General features: G+C 70.3%; 28 protein-coding genes and 1 other annotated feature. Of the genes, 13 read left to right on the forward strand and 15 right to left on the reverse strand.

The window, feature by feature from the left end; all coding sequences use genetic code 11:
- The first annotated feature begins 15 nt into the window (after nucleotides 1-15).
- From ACSQ1L_RS08055 to rplS, 4 genes are all read left to right on the forward strand, one after another.
- Nucleotides 16-1866, forward strand: coding sequence for a DUF885 domain-containing protein (locus ACSQ1L_RS08055; RefSeq protein WP_435993760.1), 1851 nt, complete (start codon nucleotides 16-18; stop codon nucleotides 1864-1866).
- Nucleotides 1863-2279, forward strand: coding sequence for a GNAT family N-acetyltransferase (locus ACSQ1L_RS08060; RefSeq protein ID WP_435993761.1), 417 nt, complete (start codon nucleotides 1863-1865; stop codon nucleotides 2277-2279). The genes ACSQ1L_RS08055 and ACSQ1L_RS08060 overlap by 4 nt, the downstream gene beginning before the upstream one ends.
- Before the next feature lie 152 nt (nucleotides 2280-2431).
- Entirely contained in the window at nucleotides 2432-3184 is a 753-nt protein-coding gene (gene trmD, locus ACSQ1L_RS08065) for a tRNA (guanosine(37)-N1)-methyltransferase TrmD (protein ID WP_435993763.1), read from the forward strand.
- A 1-nt stretch (nucleotide 3185) separates the two neighbouring features.
- Nucleotides 3186-3614, forward strand: coding sequence for a 50S ribosomal protein L19 (gene rplS, locus ACSQ1L_RS08070; RefSeq protein WP_435993765.1), 429 nt, complete (start codon nucleotides 3186-3188; stop codon nucleotides 3612-3614).
- A 65-nt stretch (nucleotides 3615-3679) separates the two neighbouring features.
- Here rplS and ACSQ1L_RS08075 read toward each other — a convergent pair whose 3' ends face one another.
- From ACSQ1L_RS08075 to ACSQ1L_RS08110, 8 genes are all read right to left on the reverse strand, one after another.
- The gene (locus ACSQ1L_RS08075; protein ID WP_435993767.1) at nucleotides 3680-4165 is read right to left on the reverse strand and encodes a PA2169 family four-helix-bundle protein; all 486 of its coding nucleotides are present in this window, start codon (nucleotides 4163-4165) and stop codon (nucleotides 3680-3682) included.
- Nucleotides 4166-4315: 150 nt separating this feature from the next.
- Nucleotides 4316-5128 carry a tryptophan 2,3-dioxygenase gene (locus ACSQ1L_RS08080; RefSeq protein WP_435993769.1) on the reverse strand — a complete coding sequence of 271 codons (813 nt, stop codon included), beginning with the start codon at nucleotides 5126-5128 and terminating at the stop codon, nucleotides 4316-4318.
- 31 nt (nucleotides 5129-5159) lie between these two features.
- The gene (locus ACSQ1L_RS08085; protein ID WP_435993771.1) at nucleotides 5160-5444 is read right to left on the reverse strand and encodes a hypothetical protein; all 285 of its coding nucleotides are present in this window, start codon (nucleotides 5442-5444) and stop codon (nucleotides 5160-5162) included.
- 52 nt (nucleotides 5445-5496) lie between these two features.
- A complete protein-coding gene (locus ACSQ1L_RS08090) occupies nucleotides 5497-6981 on the reverse strand; it encodes a SulP family inorganic anion transporter (RefSeq protein WP_435993773.1) in 1485 nt (494 codons plus the stop codon).
- 48 nt (nucleotides 6982-7029) lie between these two features.
- Nucleotides 7030-7084: a sequence feature (sul1 is cis-regulatory element that is thought to sense ions involved in sulfur or methionine metabolism; They are found in Alphaproteobacteria), on the reverse strand.
- A gap of 50 nt (nucleotides 7085-7134) precedes the next feature.
- Entirely contained in the window at nucleotides 7135-8184 is a 1050-nt protein-coding gene (locus tag ACSQ1L_RS08095; RefSeq protein WP_435993775.1) for a sensor histidine kinase, read from the reverse strand.
- A 331-nt stretch (nucleotides 8185-8515) separates the two neighbouring features.
- Entirely contained in the window at nucleotides 8516-8896 is a 381-nt protein-coding gene (locus ACSQ1L_RS08100; protein ID WP_435993777.1) for a YdbL family protein, read from the reverse strand.
- Complete coding sequence (locus ACSQ1L_RS08105; RefSeq protein ID WP_435993779.1) at nucleotides 8896-9084, reverse strand: YnbE family lipoprotein; 189 nt, start codon at nucleotides 9082-9084, stop codon at nucleotides 8896-8898. Before ACSQ1L_RS08105 ends, ACSQ1L_RS08100 begins: the two co-directional genes overlap by 1 nt.
- 80 nt (nucleotides 9085-9164) lie before the next feature.
- Nucleotides 9165-12368, reverse strand: a complete 3204-nt coding sequence (locus ACSQ1L_RS08110) for an intermembrane phospholipid transport protein YdbH family protein (protein WP_435993781.1) — start codon at nucleotides 12366-12368, stop codon at nucleotides 9165-9167.
- A 400-nt stretch (nucleotides 12369-12768) separates the two neighbouring features.
- On the opposite strand from ACSQ1L_RS08110, the gene ACSQ1L_RS08115 reads away from it, so the two are divergent.
- Nucleotides 12769-14094, forward strand: a complete 1326-nt coding sequence (locus tag ACSQ1L_RS08115) for a peptidoglycan DD-metalloendopeptidase family protein (RefSeq protein ID WP_435993783.1) — start codon at nucleotides 12769-12771, stop codon at nucleotides 14092-14094.
- Between the two features lie 9 nt (nucleotides 14095-14103).
- On the opposite strand, the gene ACSQ1L_RS08120 is transcribed toward ACSQ1L_RS08115, so the two are convergent.
- Complete coding sequence (locus ACSQ1L_RS08120; protein ID WP_435993785.1) at nucleotides 14104-14748, reverse strand: glutathione S-transferase family protein; 645 nt, start codon at nucleotides 14746-14748, stop codon at nucleotides 14104-14106.
- A gap of 46 nt (nucleotides 14749-14794) precedes the next feature.
- Between ACSQ1L_RS08120 and ACSQ1L_RS08125 the strand changes: the two genes are divergently transcribed.
- Nucleotides 14795-15682 carry an alpha/beta fold hydrolase gene (locus tag ACSQ1L_RS08125; RefSeq protein WP_435993787.1) on the forward strand — a complete coding sequence of 296 codons (888 nt, stop codon included), beginning with the start codon at nucleotides 14795-14797 and terminating at the stop codon, nucleotides 15680-15682.
- A gap of 2 nt (nucleotides 15683-15684) precedes the next feature.
- Here the strand turns inward: ACSQ1L_RS08125 and maiA are convergent, their stop codons facing one another.
- Together maiA and ACSQ1L_RS08135 are read right to left on the reverse strand one after the other, a co-directional pair.
- Complete coding sequence (maiA, locus tag ACSQ1L_RS08130) at nucleotides 15685-16317, reverse strand: maleylacetoacetate isomerase (protein WP_435993789.1); 633 nt, start codon at nucleotides 16315-16317, stop codon at nucleotides 15685-15687.
- The gene (locus tag ACSQ1L_RS08135; protein ID WP_435993791.1) at nucleotides 16314-16967 is read right to left on the reverse strand and encodes a fumarylacetoacetate hydrolase family protein; all 654 of its coding nucleotides are present in this window, start codon (nucleotides 16965-16967) and stop codon (nucleotides 16314-16316) included. The genes maiA and ACSQ1L_RS08135 overlap by 4 nt, the downstream gene beginning before the upstream one ends.
- Before the next feature lie 136 nt (nucleotides 16968-17103).
- Here ACSQ1L_RS08135 and ACSQ1L_RS08140 point away from each other — a divergent pair, with 136 nt between their 5' ends.
- The 3 genes from ACSQ1L_RS08140 (at nucleotide 17104) to ACSQ1L_RS08150 (ending at nucleotide 18152) form a co-directional block, all read left to right on the forward strand.
- Complete coding sequence (locus ACSQ1L_RS08140; RefSeq protein ID WP_435993793.1) at nucleotides 17104-17484, forward strand: DUF883 family protein; 381 nt, start codon at nucleotides 17104-17106, stop codon at nucleotides 17482-17484.
- A complete protein-coding gene (locus ACSQ1L_RS08145; protein WP_435993795.1) occupies nucleotides 17484-17891 on the forward strand; it encodes a hypothetical protein in 408 nt (135 codons plus the stop codon). Before ACSQ1L_RS08140 ends, ACSQ1L_RS08145 begins: the two co-directional genes overlap by 1 nt.
- 93 nt (nucleotides 17892-17984) lie before the next feature.
- Nucleotides 17985-18152 (forward strand): DUF1328 family protein, encoded by a 168-nt coding sequence (locus ACSQ1L_RS08150; protein ID WP_324817146.1) that lies wholly within the window; start codon nucleotides 17985-17987, stop codon nucleotides 18150-18152.
- A gap of 71 nt (nucleotides 18153-18223) precedes the next feature.
- Here ACSQ1L_RS08150 and ACSQ1L_RS08155 read toward each other — a convergent pair whose 3' ends face one another.
- Genes ACSQ1L_RS08155 through ACSQ1L_RS08165 form a run of 3 tightly spaced genes read right to left on the reverse strand, consistent with a single transcriptional unit; the run spans nucleotide 18224 to nucleotide 20455 of the window.
- Nucleotides 18224-19075 carry a metallophosphoesterase family protein gene (locus tag ACSQ1L_RS08155; RefSeq protein ID WP_435993797.1) on the reverse strand — a complete coding sequence of 284 codons (852 nt, stop codon included), beginning with the start codon at nucleotides 19073-19075 and terminating at the stop codon, nucleotides 18224-18226.
- Nucleotides 19075-20058, reverse strand: a complete 984-nt coding sequence (locus ACSQ1L_RS08160) for a diacylglycerol/lipid kinase family protein (protein WP_435993799.1) — start codon at nucleotides 20056-20058, stop codon at nucleotides 19075-19077. The genes ACSQ1L_RS08155 and ACSQ1L_RS08160 overlap by 1 nt, the downstream gene beginning before the upstream one ends.
- Nucleotides 20059-20116: 58 nt before the next feature.
- The gene (locus ACSQ1L_RS08165; RefSeq protein WP_435993801.1) at nucleotides 20117-20455 is read right to left on the reverse strand and encodes a hypothetical protein; all 339 of its coding nucleotides are present in this window, start codon (nucleotides 20453-20455) and stop codon (nucleotides 20117-20119) included.
- Nucleotides 20456-20616: 161 nt separating this feature from the next.
- On the opposite strand from ACSQ1L_RS08165, the gene ACSQ1L_RS08170 reads away from it, so the two are divergent.
- The 3 genes from ACSQ1L_RS08170 to ACSQ1L_RS08180 all read left to right on the forward strand — a co-directional run bounded on the left by ACSQ1L_RS08170 (nucleotide 20617) and on the right by ACSQ1L_RS08180 (nucleotide 23730).
- Nucleotides 20617-20958: a YMGG-like glycine zipper-containing protein gene (locus ACSQ1L_RS08170; protein WP_435993802.1), complete on the forward strand. Its 342-nt coding sequence runs from the start codon at nucleotides 20617-20619 to the stop codon at nucleotides 20956-20958.
- Between the two features lie 78 nt (nucleotides 20959-21036).
- Nucleotides 21037-21483: an OmpA family protein gene (locus ACSQ1L_RS08175; RefSeq protein WP_435993804.1), complete on the forward strand. Its 447-nt coding sequence runs from the start codon at nucleotides 21037-21039 to the stop codon at nucleotides 21481-21483.
- A gap of 180 nt (nucleotides 21484-21663) precedes the next feature.
- Nucleotides 21664-23730, forward strand: a complete 2067-nt coding sequence (locus ACSQ1L_RS08180; protein WP_435994244.1) for a protein-disulfide reductase DsbD family protein — start codon at nucleotides 21664-21666, stop codon at nucleotides 23728-23730.
- Here ACSQ1L_RS08180 and ACSQ1L_RS08185 read toward each other — a convergent pair.
- Nucleotides 23702-24178, reverse strand: a complete 477-nt coding sequence (locus ACSQ1L_RS08185) for a hypothetical protein (protein WP_435993806.1) — start codon at nucleotides 24176-24178, stop codon at nucleotides 23702-23704. The genes ACSQ1L_RS08180 and ACSQ1L_RS08185 overlap by 29 nt on opposite strands.
- A 101-nt stretch (nucleotides 24179-24279) precedes the next feature.
- On the opposite strand from ACSQ1L_RS08185, the gene pgi reads away from it, so the two are divergent.
- Nucleotides 24280-25905, forward strand: coding sequence for a glucose-6-phosphate isomerase (gene pgi / locus ACSQ1L_RS08190; protein ID WP_435993808.1), 1626 nt, complete (start codon nucleotides 24280-24282; stop codon nucleotides 25903-25905).

A 25905-nucleotide genomic window follows, 5' to 3' on the forward strand; every position in this document is an offset into this window, starting at 1 on the left:
CTCGGGAGGGTCTCCATGCGTCGTCTGCTCGTCTCCACCGTCGCCGCCGTCGCCGTGCTGGCCGGCGCGCCGGCCGCGGTCCTCGCCCAGGACGCACCGGCCGCCGCGGCCCCGGCCCAGAGCGAGGACGCGCGGCTGGCGGCCTTCTTCGAACAGGCCTTCCAGGAGCGGATCGCCCTGTCGCCGCAGACGATGACGGCGCTGGGCATCAAGCGCGACTACGACAGGCTGGACGAGGTCACCGACGCCGCGGCCGAGCGCGGGCTGGCGTTGATGGAGCGGCAGCTGGCGCAGCTGAACGACCAGTTCAATCCGCAGACGCTCAGCGACGACAGCCGGATGTCGTGGCGACTGTTCGAATACGGCGTCGAGCAGGCGCGGCTGTCGAACCGCTGGCGCGACTGGGGCTACCAATTCGCGGCCAACGGCAATCCGACCACCGGCCTGCCGGTGTTCATGATCAACAACCACCGCGTCGACAGCGTGGGCGACGCCGAGGCCTATGTCTCGCGCCTCAAGGACTCGGAGCGGGTCATGGGCGAGATCGCCGCCGAGTTGCGCGACCGGGCGTCGAAGGGGGTGATCTCGCCGAATTTCGTATTCGAGCCGTCGATCGCCAACACCCGCAACATCATCACCGGCGCGCCGTTCGACGACGGAGCCGACAACCCGGTCTGGGCCGACCTGCAGAAGAAGGTGGCGGCGCTGGATACGGATCAGGCCACCAGGGACCGCCTGCTGATCGAGGGCCGGGCGGCCCTGACCGGCGAATGGAAGCGCGGCTATGAGCATGTGCTGGCGGCGCTGGCCGAGGTTCAGCAGCAGGCGGCGGCCATGCCCGACCGCGACGCCGGCGTGTGGCGGCTGCCCGACGGCGAGGCCTATTACAACGCCCGCCTGCGGCTCTCGACCACCACCGACCTGACCGCCGACGAGATTCACCAGATCGGCCTGAACGAGGTCGAACGGCTGCACGGCGAGATGCAGGCGATCATGGACCAGGTCGGGTTCGAGGGCTCGCTGCAGGAGATGTTCGCACACCTGAAGACCGATCCCCGCTTCCAGTATCCGAACACGCCGGAGGGCAAGGAGCGGTATCTGACCGACAGCCGGGCCTTCATCGCCCAGGTCATGGCGGCGGCGCCGCAATGGTTCAGCGACCTGCCGGAGGCGGCGCTGGAGGTGCGGGCGGTGGAGGCGTGGCGCGAGGCGACGGCCTCGATCGCCTTCTACAACGCCCCCGCCCCGGACGGATCGCGGCCGGGCATCTACTACGTCAACCTGTCGGACATGACCCAGGTGCTGAAGCCCCAGATCGAGGGCATCAGCTATCACGAGGGCGCGCCGGGCCACCATTTCCAGATCGCATACGCCCAGGAGATGCAGGGGCTGCCGTCGTTCCGGCGCTTCGGCGGCTACGGCGCCTACGCCGAGGGCTGGGGGCTGTACGCCGAGCGGCTGGGCAAGGAGATGGGCTTCTACCAGGACCCGTATTCCGACTTCGGCCGGCTCTCGACCGAGCTGTGGCGGGCGGTGCGGCTGGTCACGGACACGGGCCTGCATTCGAAGCGTTGGAGCCGCGAACAGGCGATCGAATATTTCCGCCAGAACTCGCTGCTGAGCGAGCGCGACATCGTCAAGGAAGTGGAGCGCTACATCACCAGCCCGGGGCAGGCGACCAGCTACAAGATCGGCGAACTGAAGATCGTGGAGCTGCGCCGGCGGGCCGAGGCGGCGCTGGGCGAGCGGTTCGACCTCAGGGACTTCCACGCGGTGGTGCTGGGCTCGGGCTCCGTACCACTGGACGTGCTGGAGGACCAGGTGGACGCGTGGATCGCGGCGGGCGGCGGAGCCCCGGCGGCATGATCCCGGACGGTTATCTGCTGAAAGCCGAGACGCCCTCGGACGAAGAGTATCTGCGCCTGCGGGTGGCGGCCGGCCTCAGCCGCAAGAGTCCGGAGGGCGCCGCGATCGGGCTGGCGAACACTTGGCATGCGGTGGTCGTACGCCGCGACGGCCAGGCGGTCGGCATGGGTCGGGTGATCGGCGACGGCGGTTTGTTCTTCATGGTCGTCGATATCGCCGTCGAGCCGGCGCATCAGGGCCGAGGCCTGGGCAAGGCCATCATGGCCGCCCTGGTCGAACGCCTGCGCGAGGCGGCGCCGTCGCGGGCCCATGTCGCCCTGATCGCCGACGGCGAGGCGCACCGGCTGTACGCCCAGTACGGCTTCACGCTGACGGCGCCGGGCGGGGTGGGGATGCAGATGGTGATCCCCTAGACCATTTTTGCTTCAGGTCGAATCGACCTGAATCCAAAAAATGGTCCAGTTTCAAAGCGGAGCGAAATCTGAGCCCTGATGGACTACATCCATCAGAACCGATTTCGCTCTGAGGCGCATTTGGCGTGGGTTTGCTGTATGAGCGCCCCGCCATGTCCTTCACCGCCACCGTCCTGACCATGTTTCCCGAGGCCTTTCCGGGGCCGCTCGGCGTGTCGCTGATCGGCTCGGCGTGGCGCGAGCGCGGGCTCTGGAGCCTTGAAACGCTTGACATTCGGGCCTTCTCCGACGATAGGCGCGGCTTCCTGGACGACACCCCCGCGGGTGGCGGCCCGGGAGCCGTGCTTAAAGCGGACGTGGTGGCGAGGGCGCTGGACAGCGTATCCGGGCCGCGACGGCCGCTTTTGTACATGAGCGCCCGGGGTCGGCCCCTGACCCAGGCGCGCGTCAAGGAATGGGCCAAGGCGGACGGGATCACCGTCCTGTGCGGCCGGTTCGAGGGGGTGGACCAGCGCGTGCTCGACGCGCGCGGGTTCGAGGAGGTCTCCGTCGGAGACGCGGTGCTCGCCGGCGGCGAGGCGGCGGCGATGGTGGTGATCGAGGCGTGCGTAAGGTTGCTGCCCGGCGTCCTCGGCCAGGCGGACAGCCTCAGTAGCGAGAGTTTCGAGGACGGCCTTCTGGAGCATCCGCAGTACACGCGACCGCGGACGTTCGAGGGGCTGGAGATACCCGAGGTGCTTCTGTCGGGCGACCACAAGAAGGTCGCACAATGGCGCGAAGAGCAGCGGGAACTGACGACCCGGGAACGACGGCCAGACCTCTGGGCGGCGCATCTGGCGAAGACCCATGCGGAGCCTGACTCCGCCAAATCACAGGTAAAGAGCGGCAAAGCTCGAGGAGAATAGAATGAATATCCTGCAGACCCTGGCGGCCGAAGAAAAAGCCCGCCTGATCGAGAAACGCGCCATCCCCGACTTCCAGCCCGGCGACACGCTGCGGGTCATGGTCAAGATCAAGGAAGGCGAGCGCGAACGCATCCAGGCCTTCGAGGGCGTGTGCATCGCCCGCGCCGGCGGCGGGATCAACGAGAACTTCACCGTGCGCAAGATCAGCTTCGGCGAGGGCGTCGAGCGCGTCTTCCCGCTGATGTCGCCGAACATCGACGCCATCGAGGTCAAGCGCCGCGGCGTCGTGCGGCGCGCCAAGCTCTATTACCTGCGTGATCGTCGCGGCAAGTCGGCCCGGATCGCCGAGAAGCAGACCGTCCGCGCGCCCAAGGGCGTGGTGGTGCCGGAAACCGGCAAGGCCGAAGGCCCGGCCGACACCGAAGCATAAGCCGCCTCACGGCGCTGAAATGACGGGGCCCCGGCGGAAACGCCGGGGCCTTTTTCATGGCCGCGTCAGTGCGGATACAGCCGGCTGTCGGCGTCGCGCCGGCCCTCGGGGCTGTGGCGGAGCCCGTGCAGCTCGTCGCCGCCCGACTCGACCCGGGTCCAGGCGCGGCGGATGGTCTCGCGCGTAGTGGCGGAGATCTGGCTGTCCTCCAGCGCCTTCTCGAAGCGGGCCCGCAGCGTCTCCTCGGCGGTTTCGACGGCCCCGATCATGCCGGCGTCGTCGCGCATCAGGGCATGTTTGACGTCGGCGAAGGCGCGCTGGGCCTTGGCGAGGATGGAGCCGTCGGCCGTGGGGTCTCCGCCCAGTGCGCGGACGGTCGACTGCAGTTCCTCGGCGACCTGTCGGCGTTCGAAGCTGCGCCGCCCGAACAGGTCGCGACGCCGGGGGTTGTCGGCCTCGGTGGAGGCCTCGCGATAGCCGTCGGCGCTGTCGATCGAGGTCTGGATCAGGTTGTTGAGGACATGGATGTCGTGGCGATTGGCGTTGGACATGACGGGATTCCCGCTTGTTCTGTACCGGTTAAACCCCACCGTGGCCGTCTTGGTTGCCTTTTCAGCCGCCCCGGAGGCCGCAGCGGCGTTCGGCGAACGTCGTCAGCCCCTCGGGTTGCGCCGCTTGCAAGTTCGCGTCTCCGGCTCCTCTCAGAGTTTGGTGCGCAGCGACCACAGCTCGGGGAAGCAGCGCCGCTGGAGGGTCTCTGTCAGGTAGGCCACGCCCTCGGTGCCGCCGGTGCCGCGGCGACGGCCGATGATGCGCTCGACCGTGACCACGTGCTTGTGCCGCCAGGTCAGCAGGGCGTCGTCGAGATCGACCAGCTTTTCGGCCAGTTGGTAGAGAGGCCACCAGCGGGCGGTGTCGCGGTAGACCTCGAGCCAGGCGGCCTCGACCCCCTCGGACGGCGTATAGGCCTGGCTGACGTCGCGGTTCAGGACCTCGGCCGGCACCGGCAGGCCGGCGGCGGCCAGCTGGGCCAGGGCGTCGTCGTAGAGGCTGGGCGCGCCGAGGGCCGCCTTCAATGCCGCGTGGGCGGCGGGCCGCTCCTCGTGGAAGCGCAGGAAGCGCTCGTCCTTGAGGCCCAGCATGTATTCGAAGCGGCGGAACTGATCACTCTGAAAGCCCGAGGACGAGCCCAGCACGCCGCGGAAACGCAGGTACTCGGCCGGCGTCATGGTGGCCAGGATGTCCCAGCTCATGGTCATCACCGCCTGGATGCGGCTGACCCGCGCCAGGCCCTTGTAGGCCGGGACCAGATCGCCGGCGCGGACCTGGCCCTGGGCCTGGGCGACCTCGTGCAGGATCTGCTTGAGCCACAGCTCCTTGGTCTGGTGGATGATGACGAACAGCATCTCGTCGTGTTCGTCCGACAGCGGATGCTGGGCCGCCAGCAGGTCGTCGAGGGCGAGGTAGCCGGCGTAGGTGATTCCGGAGGGGCGCGGTTCGGATGGTTCGGTCATCGGCGACCTATCGCGCGGCGGGCGGCGGCGCTCAAGGCTTGTCGTCGTGATCCCCGTCGCGGTCGCCGCCCGGATCGAGACGGTTGTCGACGCGATCGTCCCAGCCCTCGCGGTCCGACTTGAAGGCCAGCGCCATCAGGCCCCAGGCGAGACCCACCGTCCCGAAGATGCCCAGCAACAGCGCGATCCAGCCGTGCAGCGGAAGGTCGCCGCCGCCGATCGCGGCCCAGGCGACGCTGATGGCGACGGTGGCGCCGGCGGCGATCCCGCCCGCGACGAGGAGGCTGCCGACGAGGCGGAACGGTGGGTTGGCCATGGAGCCACGATACCCCCATGGACGGCCGCAGGCGAGGGCCGCCGCCGCCCGGTCAGTGGGCCGCCGCGGCGCCGGGCAGGTGGCTCTTGTCGTGCTTGCCGACGAGGTCGACGAGGGTCCGCGCCGCCTCGTTCATGCCGACGAGGTCGACCTCGGCGCCCTGCCGGCGGTAGCGGAACACCACCTTGTCGACGGCGGCGACGCCGGTCAGGTCCCACAGGTGGGCGCCGGTCATGTCGATCTCGACCCGGTCCGGATGGCCGTGGTGCTCGAAGGCGGCGGCGAAGACATCGGCCGAGGCGAAGAACAGGTTGCCGGTGACCCGGTAGCGGAGGACGCCGTCCTCTGGCGTCTCGACGGCCTCGACGACGATGGTCTTGCCGACCTTGCGCATGAAGAAGATGGCGGAGAGCACGACGCCCAGCACGACACCTTTCGACAGGTCGTGGGTGGCGACCACGGTCACGGTGGTGACGACCATGACGATCGACGACTGCAGCGGGGTCGAACGCAGGTGGATCACCGACTTCCAGTCGAACGTCCCGATCGAGACCATGATCATCACCGCCACCAGCGCCGCCATCGGGATGCGCGCGACCCAGTCCTGCAGCACGAGGATCAGGAACAGCAGGAACAGACCGGCCCACAGGGTCGACAGCCGCCCCCGCGCGCCCGAGGTCACATTGATGATCGACTGGCCGATCATGGCGCAGCCGGCCATGCCGCCGAACAGAGGGGACAGGATGTTGGCGATGCCCTGGCCGCGCGTCTCCCGGTCCTTGTCCGAAGGGGTGTCGGTGATGTCGTCGAGCAGGTTGGCGGTGAGCAGGCTCTCAAGCAGGCCCACGAAGGCCAGGGTCGCGGCCACCGGGCCGATTATGGTCAGGGTCTCCCAGGTCAGGGGCACCTTGGGGATCTGGAAGAACGGCAGGGTGGACGGCATCTCGCCCATGTCGCCGACGGTGCGCACGTCGACGCCGCTCCAGATCACGAAGGCGCTGATCAGGACGATGGCGACCAGCGGCGAAGGCACAGCCCGGGTGATGCGCCGGAAGCCGTAGATGATGACGAGCGCCGCGCCGACGAGGGCGAAGGTCTGCCAGTTCGCCCCGATCAGCTCGGGCATCTGGGCGAGGAAGATCAGGATGGCGAGCGAGTTGACGAAACCGGTCATGACGCTGCGCGAGACGAATTTGATGTAGCGGCCCAGCTTCAGCAGGCCGACGCCGATCTGGATCACCCCGCACAGCAGGGAGGCGGCGAACAGGTATTCCAGGCCGTGGTCGCGCACGAGGGTGACCATCACCAGCGCCATGGCCCCGGTCGCGGCGCTGATCATGGCCGGGCGGCCGCCGGTGAAGGCGATGGTTACGGCGATGACGAAGCTGGCGTAGAGGCCGACGGCGGGATCGACCCCGGCGATGATCGAAAAGGCGATGGCCTCCGGGATCAGGGCGAGAGCCACCACCGTACCCGCCAGCAGATCGCGGCGGGGATTGGCGAGCCACTGCTGGCGCGCTGAGGCAAGTAGGGACATGGAAACAGACTGACGCTCATGCGGTCGGCGCAATGCCGCTTCCGCTCGGGTTTCCCGGGGGATCGGCGCCCAGGGGTAGCCACCCGGTCCAGCCGAGTCCTTGAGGACGCGGCTTTTGCGTCATCAAGGCCGGCCAATCAACCCCGCATGGGGTCAGACTCCGGCGTGGCGGATGGATACGGCCATGCCTGGCGCGGATTGAACCGTCATCCCGGCGTTCAACTGTTTGACCAGCGCCTCGACGATAGCCGTGCCGAGGCCGCCTTGGGCGGGGGCCGCGGGGATTCTGGAGGCGCCGACGCCGTTGTCGCTGACCGTCAGAACCCAACCGGTCCCGGCGCTGTCGAACCGGACCAGCACCCGAGCGTCCGCCTGTGGTTCGGGAAAGGCGTATTTGATGGCGTTGATCACCAGTTCGGTGACGATCAGACCCATGCTGACGGCCTTGTCCGAGCCGATGCGGCCCTGATCCGCGGCCACCTCGAGAGCGATCGGATGGCTGTCGCCGATCATCGAGGCGGCGAGGCTGGCGCAGAGCTTGGACAAGTAGGGCCCCACCTCGATCCGGTCGACGCCGCCTGAGGCGTGGAGCTGGGACTGAACCTCGGCCACGGACAGCACCCGTTGGTGGGCGTCCTTGAGATGACGACGGGTCTCCTCCGATGTGACCGTCCGCGCCTTGATCAGCAGGATGCTGGCGATGATCTGCAGGCTGTTGGCGACGCGGTGCTGCATTTCCTCCAGCAGCATCTGCTTCTGGCGCAACAGCTCCTCGGTGTTCTCGAGAAGGTCGGCCTTCTCCCGTTCGATGGCGCGCCGGGCGGTGATGTCGGTGAAGGCCAGCAGGATGGTGGTGTTCGGGCTGGTCTCGTAGATCACCTTGCGCGCGTTGAGCAGCATGGTGCGGCGGCCGACCCCCGGGAAGTCGTGGTCGACCTCGAACCGGTCCATGGCCGTCTTCTCGGGAATGATGGTCTCGAGCAGCAGGCGCAGGGCTGCGATGTTCCACTGGCCGTCGCCCAGATCATAGAGCAGGCAGCCCATGGTGTGCTCCGGATCGACCCGGAAGATTTCATAAAAGGCCCGGCTGGCGGCCAGCACGCGCAACCCCGCGTCCAGGACCAGCAGCGGCTCATGGATGGTGTTGACGATCGCCTGGGCGAGCGTCTGTGCATCCTCGATCCCGGGAATCGGCTGGTTCATGGCGAGCTGGGGTCGAACGCGGACGCATGAGCGCGGCGGCTTGTGGGGCCGGCTCTACCCTGTTTAAGGCGGGGAAGGTGAAAAACCGCCCGCCCATGCGGACGACGGGGATTCAGGCCGAAGCTATGGCGAAAGCGTAGCGGCCCTGCCACTCAGCTTCGCGGGCGACCTGGCGCCATGCCGCCGCCATGGGCGCCATTCCGACCGGATGCAGGGCGGAGCGTCACCATCGGCGAGCGCCCCATCGGGGTCGCGATGGTGCGGCATCCCGAGGCGGTTCGCATCGGACGGAAACCCCGGGGACCCGCAAAGGTCCGCCAAAGCCCGCGACCTAACGTTGGACCCACTGGCCCTGGGCGTTGCGGTACCATTCGCCCGAACTGATCCGGGGCAGGACGATGGTCACGAAGGCGCGGGCGGCGGCGACGTCCACCGTGGTGCCGGCGGCCTGGCCGCTGCGGGCGTAGGCCTCGCGCCGGGCGTTGTTCGTCACCGTGACCGCCTGCGTCAGGGCCGGATCGGTCGAGGCCTGGCGGAAGCCGAGATAGCCGTCGGACTGTTCGCCCACGGTCCCCTGCGCCTTGGCGGCGTCGATCATCGCCTTCTGCTGCGAGGTCTGCGCGAAGGCGGCGCCGGCGGCGATGCCCAGCGCGGCGACGGCGGCGGTGATGACGAAGAGCTTGCGGAAGGACATCGGAAACAGCTTTCGCATCAGAACAGGTTCGGGTTCTCGACGAGGAGGTCCTGAAGCTCCTTGTCGAGACGGACGCGGACGTCGGCGTCCAGCTTGGCGTAGATCTGGATCGGATCGACCTGCAGCCGGACCGTGGGCGTGCAGGCGCCCGCGCCGAGGGCGGCGATGAGGCCGATCAGGACGAGGCGGGCGCGCGTCCGGTTCATGGCGGGGGTCTCCGGTATTGATCTGCAACGACCTAACGCCGCGCGGGGTGAATGGGTCCTGAACGGCCAGGGCGGCGCGGTCAAGGCACGGGGACCGGCGCGGGTTCGGGCGAACCGTTCGCACCGTTCGGGGGCAGGCCGGCCCGGGCCCTGTTCAACTCCAGCAGGTCGCCGATCAGCTGGTTCAGGTTGAGCGTGGTGTCGAGAGTCAGGTCGATGCCGGTGCCGGACGGCAGGGGCAGTTCGCGATTGAGGAACTCGCGGCTGACGAACTCGGCGATGCTGATGCGCAGTTCCTGATGCTCCGGCGGATCGTGGCGGCCCCGGATGTGGAACAGCACGCCGATACGCCCCTCGTCGAGGCTGTTGACCTCGGCCGAGAGGATGTCGAACGACAGATTCTCCATCGCCTGGTAGGCCAGGTCCTGCACCGTGTTGGGCGGAACGCCCTCGCCGCCGCCGCCGGCCTCCAGGCCGCTCAGCGCCTCACGCTGGATCGACAGGCGGCCCGGCTGGACGGCGGCCAGGGTTCCGCCGGTGACGCGGATTCCGGACACCGGATCGGAGGTGAAGGGCAGGCGGCCGGACACGACAGCGTCCAGCATCACCGTGTCGGCGAAGCCGGAGCCGGCGATCACCTCGCCCAACTGGACGTTCTCCAGCACGATGACGCCGCTGAACGGCTGGCTCCGATCGAGCGGCAGGGTGAAGGGCTCCACCCGGATCACGCCGCTGCCGACGGCCAGCTCGCCGCCCTCGATGGAGATCGCCGCCTTGTCGAGGCTGAACGCCACGTCGATGTCGGTCAGGGGCGTGACCGACTCCAGCCGGTCGGCGGTCAGTCGCTGTCCCGGAGCGGTGGCCAGGGGGGCGAGGCTGATGAAGTCGACGGTTCCCCTTAGCCCCTTCACCGGCCCCGCCGGGCTGACGAAGTCGAGATTGGGGATGGTCAGCCGGCCCGAGCTGGAGCCCTCGGCCTCGGCCAGCCAGTCGACCCGGCCTTGGAAGGCGACGGAGCCGCTGGCGGGCGATCCGGCGAAGTCGCCGGCCAGCGGGCTGAGATCGGCCGGTTGCAGGCCCTCTTCGGAGAAGACGATGGAGGGGGCGTCGATGGTCAGGCCGCCGGACCCGGACGGGCCGTCATGCGCCAGATCGAGGTGGCCGAGAACGGTCCCGCCACGTGACAGGTCGAAGGCGCCGGTCCAGTCCTCGTTCGCCAGCCGGGCTGATCCGGACGCACCGAGCGGATTGAAGCGCAGAGGCGTGGTGGCGTCCCGGACCGTGGCGCGCTCGACGCGGGCGTCGAGGCCGAGGCCCTCCGGGCCGCCCGTCGCCACGAGACGGCCCGCAGCGTCGCTGAAATTCAGGGCGAGGAAAGGAACGGAGGCGTCAACACCGGCGAGGGCGGCGTCGGCCCGCCAGCGTCCGCCGGCGATGCTGACCAGCGGCCGGTCGACCGGGCAGGCGCGGCCGGACAGGTCGAGGACATCATTCTCGCCCAGCTCCAGTCGTTCGACCGTGAGCGGCGTACACCCGGACGCGACATAGGTGACGCGTCCGCCGGAAGAGGCCAGCCGGCCGCGGGTCTCCAGCGCGATCCCGCGGGCGAGGTCGAAATCGAGGGCGGCGCGGCCGTCGAGGTCGGCGGTGAAGCCATCGGACGTCAGCCGCCAGGCCGGAACGGAGAAGGCGGCCTCGGGCAGGCCCCGGCCCCGCGTGGCGGTCAGGACGAGGGCTCCGCCGCCGGACTGGCCGGGAGCGGCGGCGAAGATGGGGCCGGCGGCCGGACCGAGCGTCAGGACGCCGCCGTTGGCCGGACGCAGCGTCGCGGGCCGGTCGAGCACCACGCGCGTCCCGCCGCCCGCGGTCGCCAGGGTGAAGCGGGGGATGTCGACTGCGAAATTGGCCAACGCCCCCTTCATCTCGGCCAGATCGGCGCTGTCGTCGCGCGCCGCGGGCCCGAACAGAGGCCAGGCGCCACGCGCCGCACGCAAGCCGCCGGCCAGGTTCAGCCGCAGGCCGGCGTCGGCGACGAGCTCGAGGTCGGCCGAGCCGCGGGCGCCGGCCAGGGACAGGTCGCCCCAGGCGAGGCGGTCGGCGGTCAGGGCGAGCGGCCCGCTCACCTCCCACGCGGCGCCGCGCCCGCCGGCGGTCAGCTCGCTGGAGGCCAGCGACACGCCGGACCCGTCCAGCCCGGCGCCGGAGGCTCGCCCGGCCGAGATCCGGGCCGGGCCGTCGATGCGCCAGCCGAAGCCTTTGTCATCGCGGGTCAGAAGCGCGCGGCCGTCGTTCCAGCGAACCGTGGCGGCGGTGGCGGCGAGGTCCGGCCCGGCCAGCCGCGCGGCGCGGAGGTCGGCGTCGGCCGCGCCCTCGATGCGGAAGGTCTCCAGCCATCCGGTCGTCTGGCCGTCGAAGATCAGGCGGGCGACGGCGTCGCGGGCGACCATGTCTCCAGCCGAGAGGCGCTGGGCGACAAGGCCGGCGTCGAGACGGGCGCGGCCGTCGCCGCGCCGCTGCTCCAGGTCGGGGTAGGGCAGGTTTCCGGTCAGCGTCAGCCGGGGCGCGACGCTCGAGAAACCGGGCAACGCCGCCTGATCGGCCGAGGCCGTGGCGCGCACGGCCATCCGGTCTCCACTGGTGTTGACGCTCACCGTGGCGGCCAGGGCGCGCGCCTCGATCCCGCCGCTCTTGAGGTTGGCGGCGGGCATGCGTGCGCTCAGCTGGATCAGCTTGCCGTCATCGACGCGGGCGTCGCCGAGGATGCCGACCGGACCGTATTCGGTGTCCAGCCGGACACGACCCTGTTCGATCAGGACCAGCGGTCCTCGCATATCCGGCCGCGGCGGCCGGCCGGTGAACCGCTCGACCAGCGGATCGAGCGAACCGACCGAGAGCTCCCCGTCCCGGAACGACGCCCGCAGCACCGGGCGGACGAGACGGATGCGGCTGGGCGTGAGCCCGAGGCCCGCCTTCGACCACGGCGCGCCGATGGCGTAGTCGACCTCGACCCGTTCGACCACCGCGTCGGGATTGCGTGGGTCGCCGATGCGGATGCTGGCCACGAGGCCGTCGAGTTCGACCCGCTCGATGTCCATGTCGGCCGGGACGCCTTGCCGCTCCAGCCAGCCGACCAGCACCTGTCGCGTGGCGGCGCGACGGTTGAGGTAGAGCAGCGCGACCAGCACCAGAAGGACGCAGGCCAGTACGCCGGCGGCGAGCAGCAGGCTCCGGCCGGCGCTCCTTCGCCGGGTCGGCCGCGGCGCGGGGGCGACGGCGTCGGTCATGCCCGGGGCTCTGCGATCAACAAACGGGACTCCTGGAACAGCACAGCGGGCGTGACTATCGAAACACAGTACAGTGGCGCATCAGCCACCTTGAATGCAGTGGTGACGATATCAAGGCGGCGTGGCGGGTTGATTCCGAATACCTCGCCAGAACGTCGCCAATACACTGTTCGCTCCCCACGATATGCTGGATGCTCACAAAGGCTTTACCGCTGGCAACGGCCCCGGTTAACGGTCTGTAACGAACTGCCTTCCCATGATGGGACGGACGGGCTATAGGGCCTGTCTCGCGTCGGGGGCCTCTTCAGGCGCGATCCTTGCTTTGTCAGTAGCTTGGGCGCCGGTCGGCGTCGCCAATTTTCGGGGACCGATGGCTCAGTTCGATCCACGTCGCCAACCGATGCGTCTCGCGCCTCACGCCCTCACGGCGGTTGCTGCGCTCTCGGTGGCCCTCCTTGCCGGACGTGTGTACCAGCCCGCCAAGGCTGAAGAAGTTCCCGCCCTGACTCCCGCCCAGATGGCGGTCATCGAAGCCAGGGCGTTCGCCGCCGCCGGCACGCCGGCCGGCCTGACCGCTCCCGAAGCCATTCCCGTCCAGATTCGCCGCGGCGAAACCTTCGAGGACGCCGTGCGCCGCACCGGCATCGCCGCCGAGGAAGCCTCCGCCATCGCCGCCACCCTGGCCAACGCCATGGACATGAGCGCGATCCGTGTCGGTCTCCGTTTCGAAACCGCCATCGCCAAGCCCCGCGGCGGCCGAGGCGATCCCCGCCTGATCGGCCTGACCATGCGTACCGGCCCGGCCAGCCAGGTCACCGTGTCGCGCACCTTCGACGGCGCCCTGCGCCTGCGCGAACTCGAAGAGAAGGTCACCCACGAGATCGTCGTCCTGAACGGCAAGGTCGAAGGCTCCCTGTCCGCCTCGGCGCGGCGTGAGGGCGTGCCTTCCGCGGTGCGCCGCAAGGCCGGCCAGCTGTTTTCGCACAAGTTCGACATGGATCGGGACATCCGGGCCTCGGACGACTTCACCTATGTCTACGGGCGGACGGTCACCGAGAACGGCCGCACCATCGGCGACGACGGCCTGCTGTACGCCAAGCTGAAGGGCGTGGCCTTCTACCGGTTCCAGCCCGCCGGGGCGAAGGAGCCGCAGTATTTCGACGCCACCGGCAAGAACACCCGCTCGGCCTTCATGCGCACGCCGCTCGAGCGCGGCTTCCGCGTCTCGTCGTCGTTCGGCTTCCGTCGGCACCCGATCGCCGGCTATCGCCGGATGCACCAGGGCATCGACTTCGCGGCCGGCACCGGCACCCCGGTCGTGGCCCCCGCCGACGGCGTCGTCGTCGAGGCGCGGCGCTGGGGCGGCTACGGCAACTGGCTGCGCATCCGCCATTCGAACGGTCTTGAGACCGGCTATGGCCACCTGTCGCGCTACGCCTCGGGCATGCGCGCCGGGCAACGGGTCCGCCAGGGCCAGATCGTGGCCTATGTCGGCTCGACCGGCGCCTCGACCGGCCCGCACCTGCATTACGAAATCTGGCGCGGCGGACGGCGGATCAATCCGGCCGGCGTACGCACCACGGAGGGTGTCGTCCTGTCGGGCGCCGATCTGGTCGCCTTCCGCGCCGAGAAGGCCCGCATCGACCGCATCATCGCCGCGGGGGGCGAGCGTCGCCCGCAGGTCCAGCGCGCCAGCGCCGACGGCCTGCGTCCCGCCCAGTCCTGAGTCCCGACCTCAGTTGTTGGCCGACGCCGCGATCAGGGCGTCGTCGAGGTCGCGCGCCCGTCCGGCCGCCTCGCGACGTGACAGCCGTTCCGCATACGCCGTGAAGGCGTCGCGGTCGGGCAGGCTCTTGAACTGCAGACCCCACATGATTTGGCTGCCGACGTAGACGTCCGCCGCCGAGAACCGGTCGCCGAGGATCCACGATCCGCCGGACACCGCGCTCTCCAGCGCATCCACGACCTGCTCGAAACTGCCGTAGCCGGCCATGCCGGCCTTCTCTGCGGGCGCCAGCAGGTCCAGCGCCTTGGCGGTCACGACCGCCTCGAGCGGGCCGGCGGTGAAGAACAGCCAGCGCAGCCAGGTTCCGCGGGCCGGATCGTCCAATGCCGGCGCCAGCCCCGCCTCGGGACAGGCGTCGGCGAGCCAGGCGCAGATCGCCGCGCATTCGGTGACGGTGACGCCGCGCCAGGTGATCGCCGGCACCTTGCCCATGGGATTGATGGCCAGATACTCGGGCGCCTTCATAGTCGTGCCAAAATCCAGCACCACGGTGCGATAGGGGCGGCCGACCTCCTCCAGCATCCAGCGCGCGATCCGGCCGCGCGACATGGGGTTGGTGTAGAAGACGATTTCGTCATTGGACGGCTGGATCATCTGGGCCTCCCTCGTGTTTAGGGGGCCAGACTAGACCGACGGCGACATGGAACAAAGACGAAACATCCTCAAGGGCCTGCTGGCCGCCGCCGCCTGGTCCGGCCTGGGGACGCCGGCCCGGGCGCGGGCCCCGTTCCAGTCAAGGCGGATTGTGGTCGAGACCCGGGGCGCCGGGCCCGAGCTGATCCTGATCCCCGGTCTCGCCTCGACGTCGGCGGTGTGGAGCCGCACCACGTCTCGCCTTCCCGGTCGTCGCCTGCATCTGGTGTCGGTGCGGGGGTTCGGCGACCTGCCGCCCGGAGCGAACGGCGACGGGGCGATCATGGGCGCGGTCGCCAACGAGGTGCGCCGCTACATCGACGAGGCCGGGCTGGCGGCGCCGGCGGTCATCGGTCATTCCATGGGCGGTCAGATCGCCCTCCGCGTAGCGGCCGACGCACCGGACCGGATCGGCCGGCTGATGACGGTCGACGCCTCGCCCTTCTTTCCCGCCCTGATCAGCCCCGGCGCGACCGTCGGCGACGTCGAGCCGATCGCCCAGGTCGCCTATCAGGCCATCCAGATTCTCGGCGACGAGGGCTTGCGCGCACGCGGCCAGGCCCTCGGGCTGGAGCTGGGCGGCGCGGCCGACGCGGTGTTCGGCTCGATGGGTTGGCAGGGCGGCGACCGGCGGGTGCTGGCCCAGGCGCTGTACGAAGTCATGACCGTGGACCTGCGCCACCGACTGCCGGACATCACCGCGCCAGTGACGGTGGTCTATGGCTGGAGCCCCGACGAGGCGTCGCCGCGCAGCCGCACCGACAGCCTGTTCCGCGGCGCCTACGCCTCCCTGCCCCGTCCCGCCACCTTCGAGCGGATCGAGGGGGCCGAGCACATGGTCATGATCGACCAGCCGACCCGCTTCCTCGCGGCGGTGGAGCGGTTCCTGACCTGAGCTCAGTCGGCATCCGGCTGTTTGTCCGGGTGGGCGGCGACGAAGGCGGGGTGCGCATGCGCCGCCGCGTCGATGGCCAGAAGGCGGGGGAAGGCCTCGAGCGGGACGTTGAACCGGCGGGCCGAATATATCTGCGGAATCAGGTAGCAGTCGGCCAGGGTGGGGGCGGCGCCGAAACACCAGCTGTCGCCGTGGATCGCCGCCAGCCGCTCCAGCGCCTCGAAGCCGGGCAGGATCCAGCGCGCGGCCCAGCCGTCGACCGCCGCCTGGTCCGCGCCGAAGCTCTCGCGCAGGGCCTTGCCGACGCGCAGATTGTTCAGCGGGTGGATGTCGCAGCCGATCAGGGCCGCCATGGCCCGGACGTGGGCCCGGTCGACCGCGCCGGCGGGGAGCAGCGGCGGAGCCGGATGGGCCTCCTCCAGCCATTCGAGGATGGCCGGGCTCTGGGTCAGGACCGCGCCGTCGATCTCGAGGGCGGGAACCAGACCCTGCGGATTGAGCACGATGAAGGCGTCGGATTTCTGGGCCCCGGTGCGCAGATCGATCCCGCGCTGATCATAGGATAGGCCCTTGAGATTCAGGGCGATGCGGGTGCGGTAGGCGGCGCCCGAGCGCCAGTAGCCATGCAGGATCATCGCGTTCTCACGGTGAAGGTCAGGGGCTCGAGGCCGCCGATGCTCGCCTCCACCCGGTCGCCGGGCTGGAGCGGGCCGACGCCCTCTGGGGTGCCTGTGAAGATCAGGTCGCCGGGACGGAGGTCCCACAGCGTCCGGGCCTTGGCGAGAATCTCGTCCGGGGCCCAGACCATGTCGTCCAGACGTCCCGACTGGCGGACCTCGCCGTTGACCGACAGGGTGATCGGCGCGGCCGGATCGGGCAGGGCGCCGAGGGTAAGGGCGCCGCACGGAGCGGACTGGTCGAAGCCCTTGGCCGCGTCCCACGGCCGGCCCCTGGCCTTGGCCGCCGCCTGCAGATCGCGGCGGGTCAGGTCGCAGCCGACCGCCCAGCCGGCGATGGTCCCGTCCTCGCCGACCGCGCAGACCAGCTCGACCTCGTGATGCAGGTCGGCCGTGGCGGTCGGGAACAGAGGATCGGAGCCGTCCGTCACCACCGCGTCCGCGGGCTTCGAGAAGAAGAAGGGCTCGGCCCGCTCGTGACCCATCTCGCGGGCGTGCGCGGCGTAGTTCTGGCCGACGCAGAGGATGCGGCGCACGGGCAGGCGCCCGGTCCGACCGACGATGGGCAGGGACGGCGTCGGAGCAGGCGGGAATAGCCAGTTGGTCATCGCCGTTGTCTAGAGCGGGATGCGGCGCTTCGCCAGCGCGCGCGCACATGCTGCATTGCGGAACCGCCACGCCGGAGTGGCGTTCCGGCTCAGGGTTCTCTATCTAACCGTCAAGCTTGCAGAGCGGAGCGCGCACATGGCCACCACCAAGGCAGCACGGACAGCCGTGAAGAACGACATCAATACGCTGAAGGACGATCTGAAGAGCCTCGGCGCCGAGGAAAAGGCCCGTCTGCGCGAGAAGACGACGGCGGCTGAAGCGCGCCTTCGCGCCAAGGCGGCCGAAACCGAGGCGCGCCTGCGCGAACAGTCGGAAGTCCTGCGCGAACGCGCCCGCGGCTATTACGACACCGCCCGCGTGCGCGGCCAGGAATACTATGACGAAGCCTCCGAGCGCTTCGACGAAGCCCAACGCTACCTGACCGAGCGGGTGCAGGAGCGCCCGATGCAGTCGACCGCCATCGCCCTCGGCGTCGGCGTCGTCCTCGGCATGCTGCTCGCCGGCCGTCGCCGCTGATGATGGGCGGAGGGCTGGCCCGCAAGCTGGCGAGAAAGGCCGTCGCGGCCGCCGTGGCGGCGGGCGCGGCCCTGGTCGCCGTGGTCGCCTTCGGGGCGACGATCTTCTACGCCCTGTGCCTCGTCGTGGCGCCCCTCGCGGCCGCCGCCCTGACCATGCTGCTGTTCGCCCTCGCGGCGCTGGCGGTGGTCGTGGTCTTCCTGCGGCGCGAGGCCGGCGAGGAAGAGGTCGAGGACGACGAGCCGGTCGGGCTGGGCGAACGGGCCTATACGCTGTTCCGCCAGCGTCCGATCCTCGGCACGGCGGCGGCGCTGGCCGGGGGCTGGATATTCCTGCGCAACCCGGCTCTGGCGACCATGGTCGCGGCGGCGTTCACCGAAAAATCGCACGGCCGCCGGCGGCGCTGACGCGGAACGGGCGCGGCCCCGGAGAGTTGATCCCACAGGCGCGGCAGTTTCGAGCCGCTCCCCTTTTTGGATCAACAAGTTCGGGAGTTCGTCATGCTTCGCTGGGCCCTCATTTTTCTCGTCCTCGCCCTGATCGCCGGCGCCCTCGGCGCGGGCGGCGTCGCGGGTCTGTCGATGAACATCGCCTATGTGCTGTTCGTCGTCTTCCTCATCCTGCTGGTCGTGCACTTCTTCCAGGGCAGGAGAGGCACCAGGATCTAGCCTGGGCCGAACAGTAAGGAGGGGCCGCGGTCATCGACCGCGGCCCCTTTCTCTTGCCCGCCGCCAGCCGCTCAGGTCGCCGCCTGCTCACGCTCCCCGGGAACGTTCGGGTCCGGCGCGGTGGCGCGTCGTCGGGTGTCCTGTCGACGCGGGAGGCGCCACTTCTGCCCAGGCTCGAAACGGTCGCCGGTCCAGGTGATGGCGGTGACGACGATCTCCTCCGCGTCCCAGTCGATCTGGTTGAAGCTCGGCGGCGCGCCGCGCTCGCGATGCGACAGGGTCCCGCAGCCGACCGCATAGGAACAGTGGTCGCCGAGTTGGATCGGCAGGGCGAAGGGAACGTGGACATGGCCGGTGGCGACCAGGTCGACGCCGGCCTCGGCGAAGATCAACGCCGCCGCGTCGCCGCGCTTGACGTCGCCGGTCATCGGGGCGCCGATCATCTCGATCAGTGGATGATGACAGGCGAGGATGCGCAAGGCGCCTGCGGGCGCCTGACGCAGCGCTTCCGCCGCCTTGCGGGTCTGGGCCAGGTCGATGACGCCCTTTGACCAGTTGGCGCGCGCCTGCCAGCCGCGCGCCGTGACCACGCCGCGCACCATCACCTCGGGGCTGAGGAATTGGTGGTCGTGCGCCGGGTGGCCGATGGCCCGCTCGAACGCCCGCCACGGGTGGAACAGGCGCGCCTTCAGGCTCCAGTAGGGCACGTCGTGATTGCCGACGATGACGAAGGTCGGTTCGGGCATGCGCCGGATCCAGTCGCTGGCGGCGTCGAACTCGTCCGGAAGGCCCTGCTGGGTGACGTCACCCGTGATCAGCACCAGATCGCACGGCGTGGCGTGGGCGAACTCGAGCGCGGCGGCGCAGGCGTGGCGGTGCTCGCGGCCGAAATGCACGTCCGAGAACTGGAGCACACGCCCCACTAGACGCTGTCCTCCGCCGCCGCCGGGATCGGCGCCAGGGCCCGGAAGGCCCGGCGGATGAATCGCACCCTCGCCTCATGGCGCAACAACAGGGGTTCGCCGTCGACCACGGCGGGGATCCGAGAACGGGCGCGCAATGCGACCGTCTGCGTCGCCCGCGTCGTCACGGCCGGATCCTGACGCCAATCGTCGAGCACCGCGTGGGCGGCGAGCCGGAAAGCCTGGCCCGCGTCGGCGGGGTTCATGGCGGCGGCCTCGAGCCCGGTGTCCTCGTCCATCGCGCTGGAGATCATCGGGCTGATCAGCACCAGGGCCTCGGCCCGGCGGGGCGGGCGCCCGTCGAGCGAAAACCGCATCTGACCCGAAAATGCCCGCTTCAAGGCCCGACGGACGTAGGCCCAGGCCAACCCCAGCTTGCCCACGCGGAACGCCTCGCGGGCGGGCGCCCAGAGGGCCGGCGATCCGAAAATGGCCGCGCAATAGAAGGCTTGGGTGGTCTGGCCGTCCGAAACCTCGCCCCCGGCCACGCCTTGGGGAGCGCCCTCTTCGAGCGCGATCTTCAGGGCCGCCTTCCAGTCCGCGGTCCCATAGAGCGCCTTGGGCAGCATGTTCATCGTGCCTCCCGGGAGCGGAGCGACCAACGGACCGTCAGGACCCGCGCGCGAGGCGATGCTGCCGGCCGTTCCATCGCCCGCGAGCACGAACAGCACGTCGGGCCGGGCGTCCAGCGCCGCCTGGATCTGGGCGTCGAACTGGCCCGACTCGAGCGTCACGACCGAGGTTTCGCAGGCGTAGCCGTTCAGGATGGTTCCGGCCTCCTCCGCCGCCCGCGGCCCGACGCTGCCCGCAAGCGGATTCACCAGCATGATGACCCGCTTCAGCGACACATGGCTGGTCAGGACGCACGACCCCGCCGCCTGCGTCTCGGGCGTGGCTTCGGGCGCGGTCGGGGTGTCGGCCGCCGGAGTCAGGGTTGCGCTCATGCCGCCCGAACGCCCGGCCCGGAGCGATGTTCCGGGCCGGGCGGCGGAAGCGTGACTATTACTTCTTCAGTTCGTCCGAAGCCGCAGCCGCGCCCGCCTGGGCCGCGTCGCCGGCCTTGGCCGCAGCGGCTCCGGCGGCGTCGCCGGCCTGGTCCGCGACCTTGGGGGCCTCGCCCCGCACGGTGGCGTTCGCCTTCGAAATCCAGCCGTCCATCACGGCGCCGCCCCCCGACAGGGACTTCTCCATGACCCCGAGCACGGCGGTGAGCACCCCGAACAGGGCCAGGAGCGTGACCAGCAGGCCAACCAGCGGGTTACCCCGCCGACGCTTGCCGCGGGCCCACACGGGACTGTGATCACCGTCGTCCGCCATGCGGACCGGTTCAGAAAAACGCATACGAAACCCCCGTCTCTCGCCCCATGCGGGGCCGGCCGCACCCTCCGTGCGACGTACTGCAAAGCCTAATACAGGCTCAATCAACAGCATAGCGGGGGAACCGTCACGGTTATCCAGCATTATCACCCGTGGGGCGAACCAGAGGGATGAAGGACATACCCATGAAAAAGGCAATCATCGCGATCGCCGGCGCCGGCCTGGTGGCTTCCGCCTGCGCCAGCGATCCGTACGGCGGCACCAATGAAACCGTCCGACAGGGCGCCATCGGCGCCGGCATCGGCGCAGTCGCCGGCGCGATCATCGGCAACAACGTCGGCGACGGCAACGCCGGCACCGGCGCGGCGATCGGCGCTGTCGTGGGTGGCGCTGCAGGCGCAATCCGTGGTTCGCAGCAGGACCGCGCCAACCAGCAGCGCTACCGGGACAGCCAGGGCCGGTACTACTACTGCTACGATAACCGTCAGACCGAGTGCTATTGGGAAAACGGTCAGCGGCGGTACTAGGCGCGCCGGATTTTCAGGACTTCAGGGCGGTTCGTCATCTGGCGGGCCGCCCTTTCCACGCCGCGGCAGGAGGGCTGCATGAAGGGGCTGACTTTAGCTTTGGGCGCCGCGCTGGCCGTGGCCGGTTGCGCCCTGACGCCCGGCGTCCGCGACCGCAGCGACGTGGTCACCGAGCCGAACGTCTGCACGCCGCAGCGGTTCGAGGTCTATTTCCGTGACAGCGAGGCCCGCCTGACCGACGCGGCGCGGCACGCCATCGGCCTGACCGCCACCCAGCTGCAGGGCTGCGAGATCCGCCAGGTCAACGTCATCGGCCTCGCCGACGCACGGGGCGGACCCACCGCCAACCTGGACCTGTCCGAGCGGCGCGCGCTGGCTGTCGCCGAGGCGCTGGAGGCGGCCGGCTGGCCCTCGCCGGTCTTCAGCCTGATCGTCGCCGGCGAGTCGGGGGCGGTGACCGCCGACGGGGCCAGCGAACCGATGCGGCGCCGGACCGAAGTGCTGGTCGACGCCGCGCCCCGTTGAGCCGGCGCGGCTGAGACAGCACGCCGCGTGACGCAGACGGGGCGACGCGGCTAAGGTCCCGCCGTGATCCGCTTCCTGAAATTATTCGTCCTGCTGGGACTGCTGCTCGCCCCGTCCCAAGCGGTGGCGCAGGACGGGCGCGTGCAGCGGACCGAGCGGATCGCGGCCGAACTGGTGGCGATGTCGCAATGGGCCGCGCCCGGGTCGACGGCCGTGGTGGCGGTGCGTCAGGACATCGAGCCCGGCTGGCATACCTACTGGCGCAATCCAGGGGATTCCGGGGGACCGACCACCCTGACCTGGACCCTGCCGAGCGGGGTCGAGGCCGGCAACATCGTCTGGCCCCTGCCCCAGCGGCAGCGGCTGCAGTCGCTGATGAACTACGGCTATTCCGGCCAGGTCTATCTGCCCGTCCCCATCCAGATTCCGGCGGGCGCGCGGCCCGGGACAAACCTGCCGCTGCGGGTGAAGGCGCTGTTCTTCGTGTGCAGCGACGAGATGTGCGTGCCCGACGAGCTGACCCTGACGCTCGACCTGCCGATCCGCGACGGCGCGGCGCCGCTCGACGCCAGGCACGGCGCGGCCGTCCAGCGCATCGTCGAGACCGCCCCCCGCCCCGCCGGCGTCTCGGCCCGGATCACCGTGCAGAATGGCGTCGCCACCCTGACCGCCGCCGGCGGGCCGCTGGCCGGGCGTGAGCCGGGGCCGAGCTATTTCTTCCCGTTCGAGCCTGGGCTGATCGATCACGCCGCGCCGCAGTCCGGACGCTACGGGCCCGAAGGCCTGACCCTGGCTTTGACGCCCGGCGCCGAGCTCCCGGCGGCCGGGACGCCGCTCCGGGGCGTGCTGAGCACAGGACTGGGCGCGTTCGAAATCGCCGCGGAGGTCGGACCGCCGCTGGCCGGAACCGGCGGCTCGGGCGATCTGACCCCGGCGCCGGAAGACGCGCCCGCCGCCGAACTCGAAAAGGGATCGGCCGCCGGGTTCGTGCAGGCCGCCCTGTTCGCCCTGCTGGGCGGACTGATCCTCAACCTGATGCCGTGCGTGTTTCCGATCCTGGCCATGAAGGCGGCGGCGCTGGCCGGCGCCGCGCACGACGCGCCCCGGGCGCGTCGCGACGGCCTCGCCTTCCTCGCGGGCGTGCTGGTCACTTTCGTGCTGTTGGCGGGGGCGTTGCTGGCGCTGCGGGCGGCCGGGCAGGCCGCGGGCTGGGGCTTCCAGCTGCAGTCGCCGGCGGTGACGGCGGGGCTGGCCCTGCTGATGCTGGCGGTCGGCCTGAACCTGTCGGGGGTCTTCCATGTCGGGGCGGGGGTGCAGGGCGCGGGCTCCGGTCCGCTGGCCCGGCTCGGCGGGACGGCCGGCGCCTTCCTGACCGGGGTGCTGGCCGTGGTGGTCGCCGCGCCCTGCACCGCTCCGTTCATGGCCGTGGCCCTCGGCGCGGCCTTGCTGATGCCGTGGCCGATGGCGCTGGCGGTCTTCCTGATGCTCGGGCTGGGGCTCGCCCTGCCCTATGTGCTGGTCAGCCTGACGCCGGGCCTGCTGTCGCGCCTGCCAAGGCCCGGTCCGTGGATGGAGCGGCTCAAGGGCCTGCTGGCCTTCCCGATGTACGGCGCCGCCCTGTGGCTGGCCTGGGTGTTCAGCCGCCAGACCGGCGCGGAGGCGCTGGGGCTGCTGTTCATCGCCGGCCTGCTGCTGGCGCTCGCCGGATGGCTGCTCGGCTCGGCCCAAAGCGAGCGGGCGCTCGGCCGTCGCGGTCGGTGGCTGGCCGCAGCGGGCGGGGCGGCGCTGGTGCTTGCGGCCGCCGGTCTGTTTGTCGCGATCCGCCTGCCCGCGGCGTCGCCCGGGACGCCGGCGGCGAACGAGAGCAGCCGCCTGCCCGCCGCGCCGTGGTCGGCGCAGGGCGTGGAGGCGGCGCTCGCCGAGGGACGCCCCGTATTGGTCAATTTCACCGCCGACTGGTGCGTGACCTGCAAGATCAATGAGGCGGGGGCGCTGCACTCCGCCCGCACCGGCAAGGCGTTCCGGGCCGCGAACGCTGTCTATCTCGTCGGCGACTGGACCCGCCGCGACGACCTGATCACCGCCGAACTGGAACGGCACGGCCGCTCGGGCGTGCCCCTCTACCTGCTGTACGCTCCCGGCGAGACCGCGCCCCGCATCCTGCCGCAACTGCTGACCGAGGGCGTGGTGATCGAGGCGCTGGAGAGCGCCCGCGCCGTCAGGCTTCCGGCTGAGGCGGCGCGGTGATGACCTCAACGTTGTCGTTGAGCAGATAGGCAAGCTCGTCGAGGGCGATGCGGCGTTCGGCCGGCGTGGCCGCGCCCTCGACGGCTGCGACCTTGACCGGAATGTCTTCTGAAATGCCGCGCAGGATGCATTTGAGGTCGCCGTCCGTGCCGCGCTCCTTGAGGATCAGGTGGCCCTGCATGTCGAGCGCGGCCAGTTCGGAGGCCTGGCTCTTGAAGCGGCTGAAGGTCGGCCCCGAGAAGAATTCGGCCTGATCGCCCGCGCCGGCGGCCAGCCAGCCCTGCACCTCGGTGCGCAGCACGCCCGAGCGCGCCACGATATCGGCGAACAGCGGCTCTCCGGCCACCGAGACGGGGGCGTCCGCCGCCGCCGGCGGCTGGGCCGCGGCCATGGCCACATTGGGGTCCGAGAGCAGCAGGGAGAGGGTCAGGGCGACGCCGCAGGACATGGCGAACCTCATAATGTTTGGCCGAATCGTGGTTTCGGCGTTGAACCGGCTTACGCCCGACCCGTAAACGAGGGTTTACCTTCCTCCCGTCGAGTTCACCGATGACCGCTCGCTCCCAGGCCCTCGAAATGCTTCGCGCGGTGGCGCGCAATGACGCCGGGGCGCGCATCGTCCACCAGTTCGCCGCCGATCGCGGCCGGATCGAACGCATGGGCGTCGAGGCGGCCGGCCTCTATCTCGACCTGTCGAAACAGTCGTGGAGCGCCGGGGGCTTCGAGGCGTCGCTGGACCTGGCGCGGACCTGCGATGTGGAGGGCCGGCGCGACGCCCTGTTCGGGGGCGAGGCGGTGAACAACACCGAAGGGCGGGCCGTGTTGCACCCGGCCCTGCGCGCCGCCGACGACGCCGATTTCCGCGCCCTCGGCGAGCCCGTCTCGAAAGAGGTGGCGGAGACGCGCCGTGAAATGGCGACCTTCGCCTCGAACATCGGCTCGGGCGCCGAGACCGGCGGGACCAAACAGCCGTTCACGGCCATCGTCCACATCGGCATCGGCGGGTCGGACCTGGGGCCGCGTCTGCTGTGGGACGCGCTGCGGCCGCTGGAGCCGACCATTGACCTGCGTTTCGTGGCCAATATCGACCCACGCGACATGGGCGAGGCCCTGGCCGGGCTGGATCCGGAGACCACGCTGGTGGTGGTGGTGTCCAAGACCTTCACCACCCAGGAGACGCTGGCCAACGCCGACCTGGCCAAGGCCTGGCTGGCCGAGAGCCTGTCGCCGCGGCGCATGGTCCGGCATCTGGTGGGGGTCACGGCGGCGCCGGACAAGGCCGAGGCCTGGGGCTGCGGGCGGACCTTCGGCTTCCGGGACTGGGTCGGCGGCCGCTACTCGTTGTGGTCGGCGGTCAGCCTCTCGGTGGCGGTGGCGCTGGGCTGGGACGTGTTCGAGCGGGTGCTGGCCGGCGCGCGCGCCATGGACGAGCACTTTCTGACGGCCGACATCGAACGCAACGCGCCGGTGCTGCTGGCGCTGGCGCAGGTCTACAATGTCGAGGGCCGCGACCGGCACGCGCGGACGGTGGCGCCGTACGCCCATGGCCTGCGCCGCCTGCCGGCCTTCCTGCAGCAGCTGGAAATGGAGTCCAACGGCAAGCGGGTGAGGCGCGACGGCTCGCCCGTCGACACCGCCACCGGCCCCATCGTGTTCGGCGAACCGGGCACCAACGGCCAGCACGCCTTCTTCCAGCAGATTCATCAGGGACCGCAGGTGGTCCCGGCCGAGTTCATCGTGGTCGGCCACACCTCCGACGCGGCCGTTGACGCCCGCGAGGGCGACGCGCCGCTGTGGTCGAACGCCCTGGCCCAGGCGCAGGCGCTGATGGTCGGAAAGAGCGAGGCCGAGGCGCGGGCGGAACTGCTGGCGGCGGGCGCCGACGCGGCGGAAGCGGATCGTCTGGCCCCGCACAAGACCTTCCCCGGCGACCGGCCGTCGACGACCATCCTGATGGACGCCCTGACGCCCGAGGCGGTCGGCGCCCTGATCGCCCTCTATGAACACAAGACCTTCGTCGAGGGCGTCATCTGGGACATCAACAGCTTCGACCAATGGGGCGTGGAGCTGGGCAAACAGCTGGCGAAGGCGATCCTGAAGGACGTGCAGGCCGGGGAGCCGTCCGCGGAACTGGACCCGTCGACCGCGGAACTGATGAAGCGGTTGATGGTGTGA

This window comes from Brevundimonas sp. LjRoot202 (assembly GCF_964253355.1).
Lineage (GTDB): Bacteria > Pseudomonadota > Alphaproteobacteria > Caulobacterales > Caulobacteraceae > Brevundimonas.

What these genes read in the sequence shown, in the direction of transcription:
- ACSQ1L_RS08160 (WP_435993799.1), bottom strand. Translation starts at nt 20,058, where the DNA reads ATGAGCGCAACCCTGACTCCGGCGGCCGACACCCCGACCGCGCCCGAA.
- ACSQ1L_RS08100 (WP_435993777.1), bottom strand. Translation starts at nt 8,896, where the DNA reads ATGCGAAAGCTGTTTCCGATGTCCTTCCGCAAGCTCTTCGTCATCACC.
- ACSQ1L_RS08135 (WP_435993791.1), bottom strand. Translation starts at nt 16,967, where the DNA reads ATGACCAACTGGCTATTCCCGCCTGCTCCGACGCCGTCCCTGCCCATC.
- ACSQ1L_RS08150 (WP_324817146.1), top strand. Translation starts at nt 17,985, where the DNA reads ATGCTTCGCTGGGCCCTCATTTTTCTCGTCCTCGCCCTGATCGCCGGC.
- ACSQ1L_RS08105 (WP_435993779.1), bottom strand. Translation starts at nt 9,084, where the DNA reads ATGAACCGGACGCGCGCCCGCCTCGTCCTGATCGGCCTCATCGCCGCC.
- ACSQ1L_RS08085 (WP_435993771.1), bottom strand. Translation starts at nt 5,444, where the DNA reads ATGGCCAACCCACCGTTCCGCCTCGTCGGCAGCCTCCTCGTCGCGGGC.
- ACSQ1L_RS08140 (WP_435993793.1), top strand. Translation starts at nt 17,104, where the DNA reads ATGGCCACCACCAAGGCAGCACGGACAGCCGTGAAGAACGACATCAAT.
- ACSQ1L_RS08145 (WP_435993795.1), top strand. Translation starts at nt 17,484, where the DNA reads ATGATGGGCGGAGGGCTGGCCCGCAAGCTGGCGAGAAAGGCCGTCGCG.
- ACSQ1L_RS08170 (WP_435993802.1), top strand. Translation starts at nt 20,617, where the DNA reads ATGAAAAAGGCAATCATCGCGATCGCCGGCGCCGGCCTGGTGGCTTCC.
- ACSQ1L_RS08095 (WP_435993775.1), bottom strand. Translation starts at nt 8,184, where the DNA reads ATGAACCAGCCGATTCCCGGGATCGAGGATGCACAGACGCTCGCCCAG.
- ACSQ1L_RS08175 (WP_435993804.1), top strand. Translation starts at nt 21,037, where the DNA reads ATGAAGGGGCTGACTTTAGCTTTGGGCGCCGCGCTGGCCGTGGCCGGT.
- trmD (WP_435993763.1), top strand. Translation starts at nt 2,432, where the DNA reads ATGTCCTTCACCGCCACCGTCCTGACCATGTTTCCCGAGGCCTTTCCG.
- rplS (WP_435993765.1), top strand. Translation starts at nt 3,186, where the DNA reads ATGAATATCCTGCAGACCCTGGCGGCCGAAGAAAAAGCCCGCCTGATC.
- ACSQ1L_RS08080 (WP_435993769.1), bottom strand. Translation starts at nt 5,128, where the DNA reads ATGACCGAACCATCCGAACCGCGCCCCTCCGGAATCACCTACGCCGGC.
- ACSQ1L_RS08060 (WP_435993761.1), top strand. Translation starts at nt 1,863, where the DNA reads ATGATCCCGGACGGTTATCTGCTGAAAGCCGAGACGCCCTCGGACGAA.
- ACSQ1L_RS08055 (WP_435993760.1), top strand. Translation starts at nt 16, where the DNA reads ATGCGTCGTCTGCTCGTCTCCACCGTCGCCGCCGTCGCCGTGCTGGCC.
- ACSQ1L_RS08110 (WP_435993781.1), bottom strand. Translation starts at nt 12,368, where the DNA reads ATGACCGACGCCGTCGCCCCCGCGCCGCGGCCGACCCGGCGAAGGAGC.
- pgi (WP_435993808.1), top strand. Translation starts at nt 24,280, where the DNA reads ATGACCGCTCGCTCCCAGGCCCTCGAAATGCTTCGCGCGGTGGCGCGC.
- ACSQ1L_RS08115 (WP_435993783.1), top strand. Translation starts at nt 12,769, where the DNA reads ATGCGTCTCGCGCCTCACGCCCTCACGGCGGTTGCTGCGCTCTCGGTG.
- ACSQ1L_RS08075 (WP_435993767.1), bottom strand. Translation starts at nt 4,165, where the DNA reads ATGTCCAACGCCAATCGCCACGACATCCATGTCCTCAACAACCTGATC.
- ACSQ1L_RS08125 (WP_435993787.1), top strand. Translation starts at nt 14,795, where the DNA reads ATGGAACAAAGACGAAACATCCTCAAGGGCCTGCTGGCCGCCGCCGCC.
- ACSQ1L_RS08120 (WP_435993785.1), bottom strand. Translation starts at nt 14,748, where the DNA reads ATGATCCAGCCGTCCAATGACGAAATCGTCTTCTACACCAACCCCATG.
- maiA (WP_435993789.1), bottom strand. Translation starts at nt 16,317, where the DNA reads ATGATCCTGCATGGCTACTGGCGCTCGGGCGCCGCCTACCGCACCCGC.
- ACSQ1L_RS08180 (WP_435994244.1), top strand. Translation starts at nt 21,664, where the DNA reads ATGTCGCAATGGGCCGCGCCCGGGTCGACGGCCGTGGTGGCGGTGCGT.
- ACSQ1L_RS08165 (WP_435993801.1), bottom strand. Translation starts at nt 20,455, where the DNA reads ATGCGTTTTTCTGAACCGGTCCGCATGGCGGACGACGGTGATCACAGT.
- ACSQ1L_RS08090 (WP_435993773.1), bottom strand. Translation starts at nt 6,981, where the DNA reads ATGTCCCTACTTGCCTCAGCGCGCCAGCAGTGGCTCGCCAATCCCCGC.
- ACSQ1L_RS08185 (WP_435993806.1), bottom strand. Translation starts at nt 24,178, where the DNA reads ATGTCCTGCGGCGTCGCCCTGACCCTCTCCCTGCTGCTCTCGGACCCC.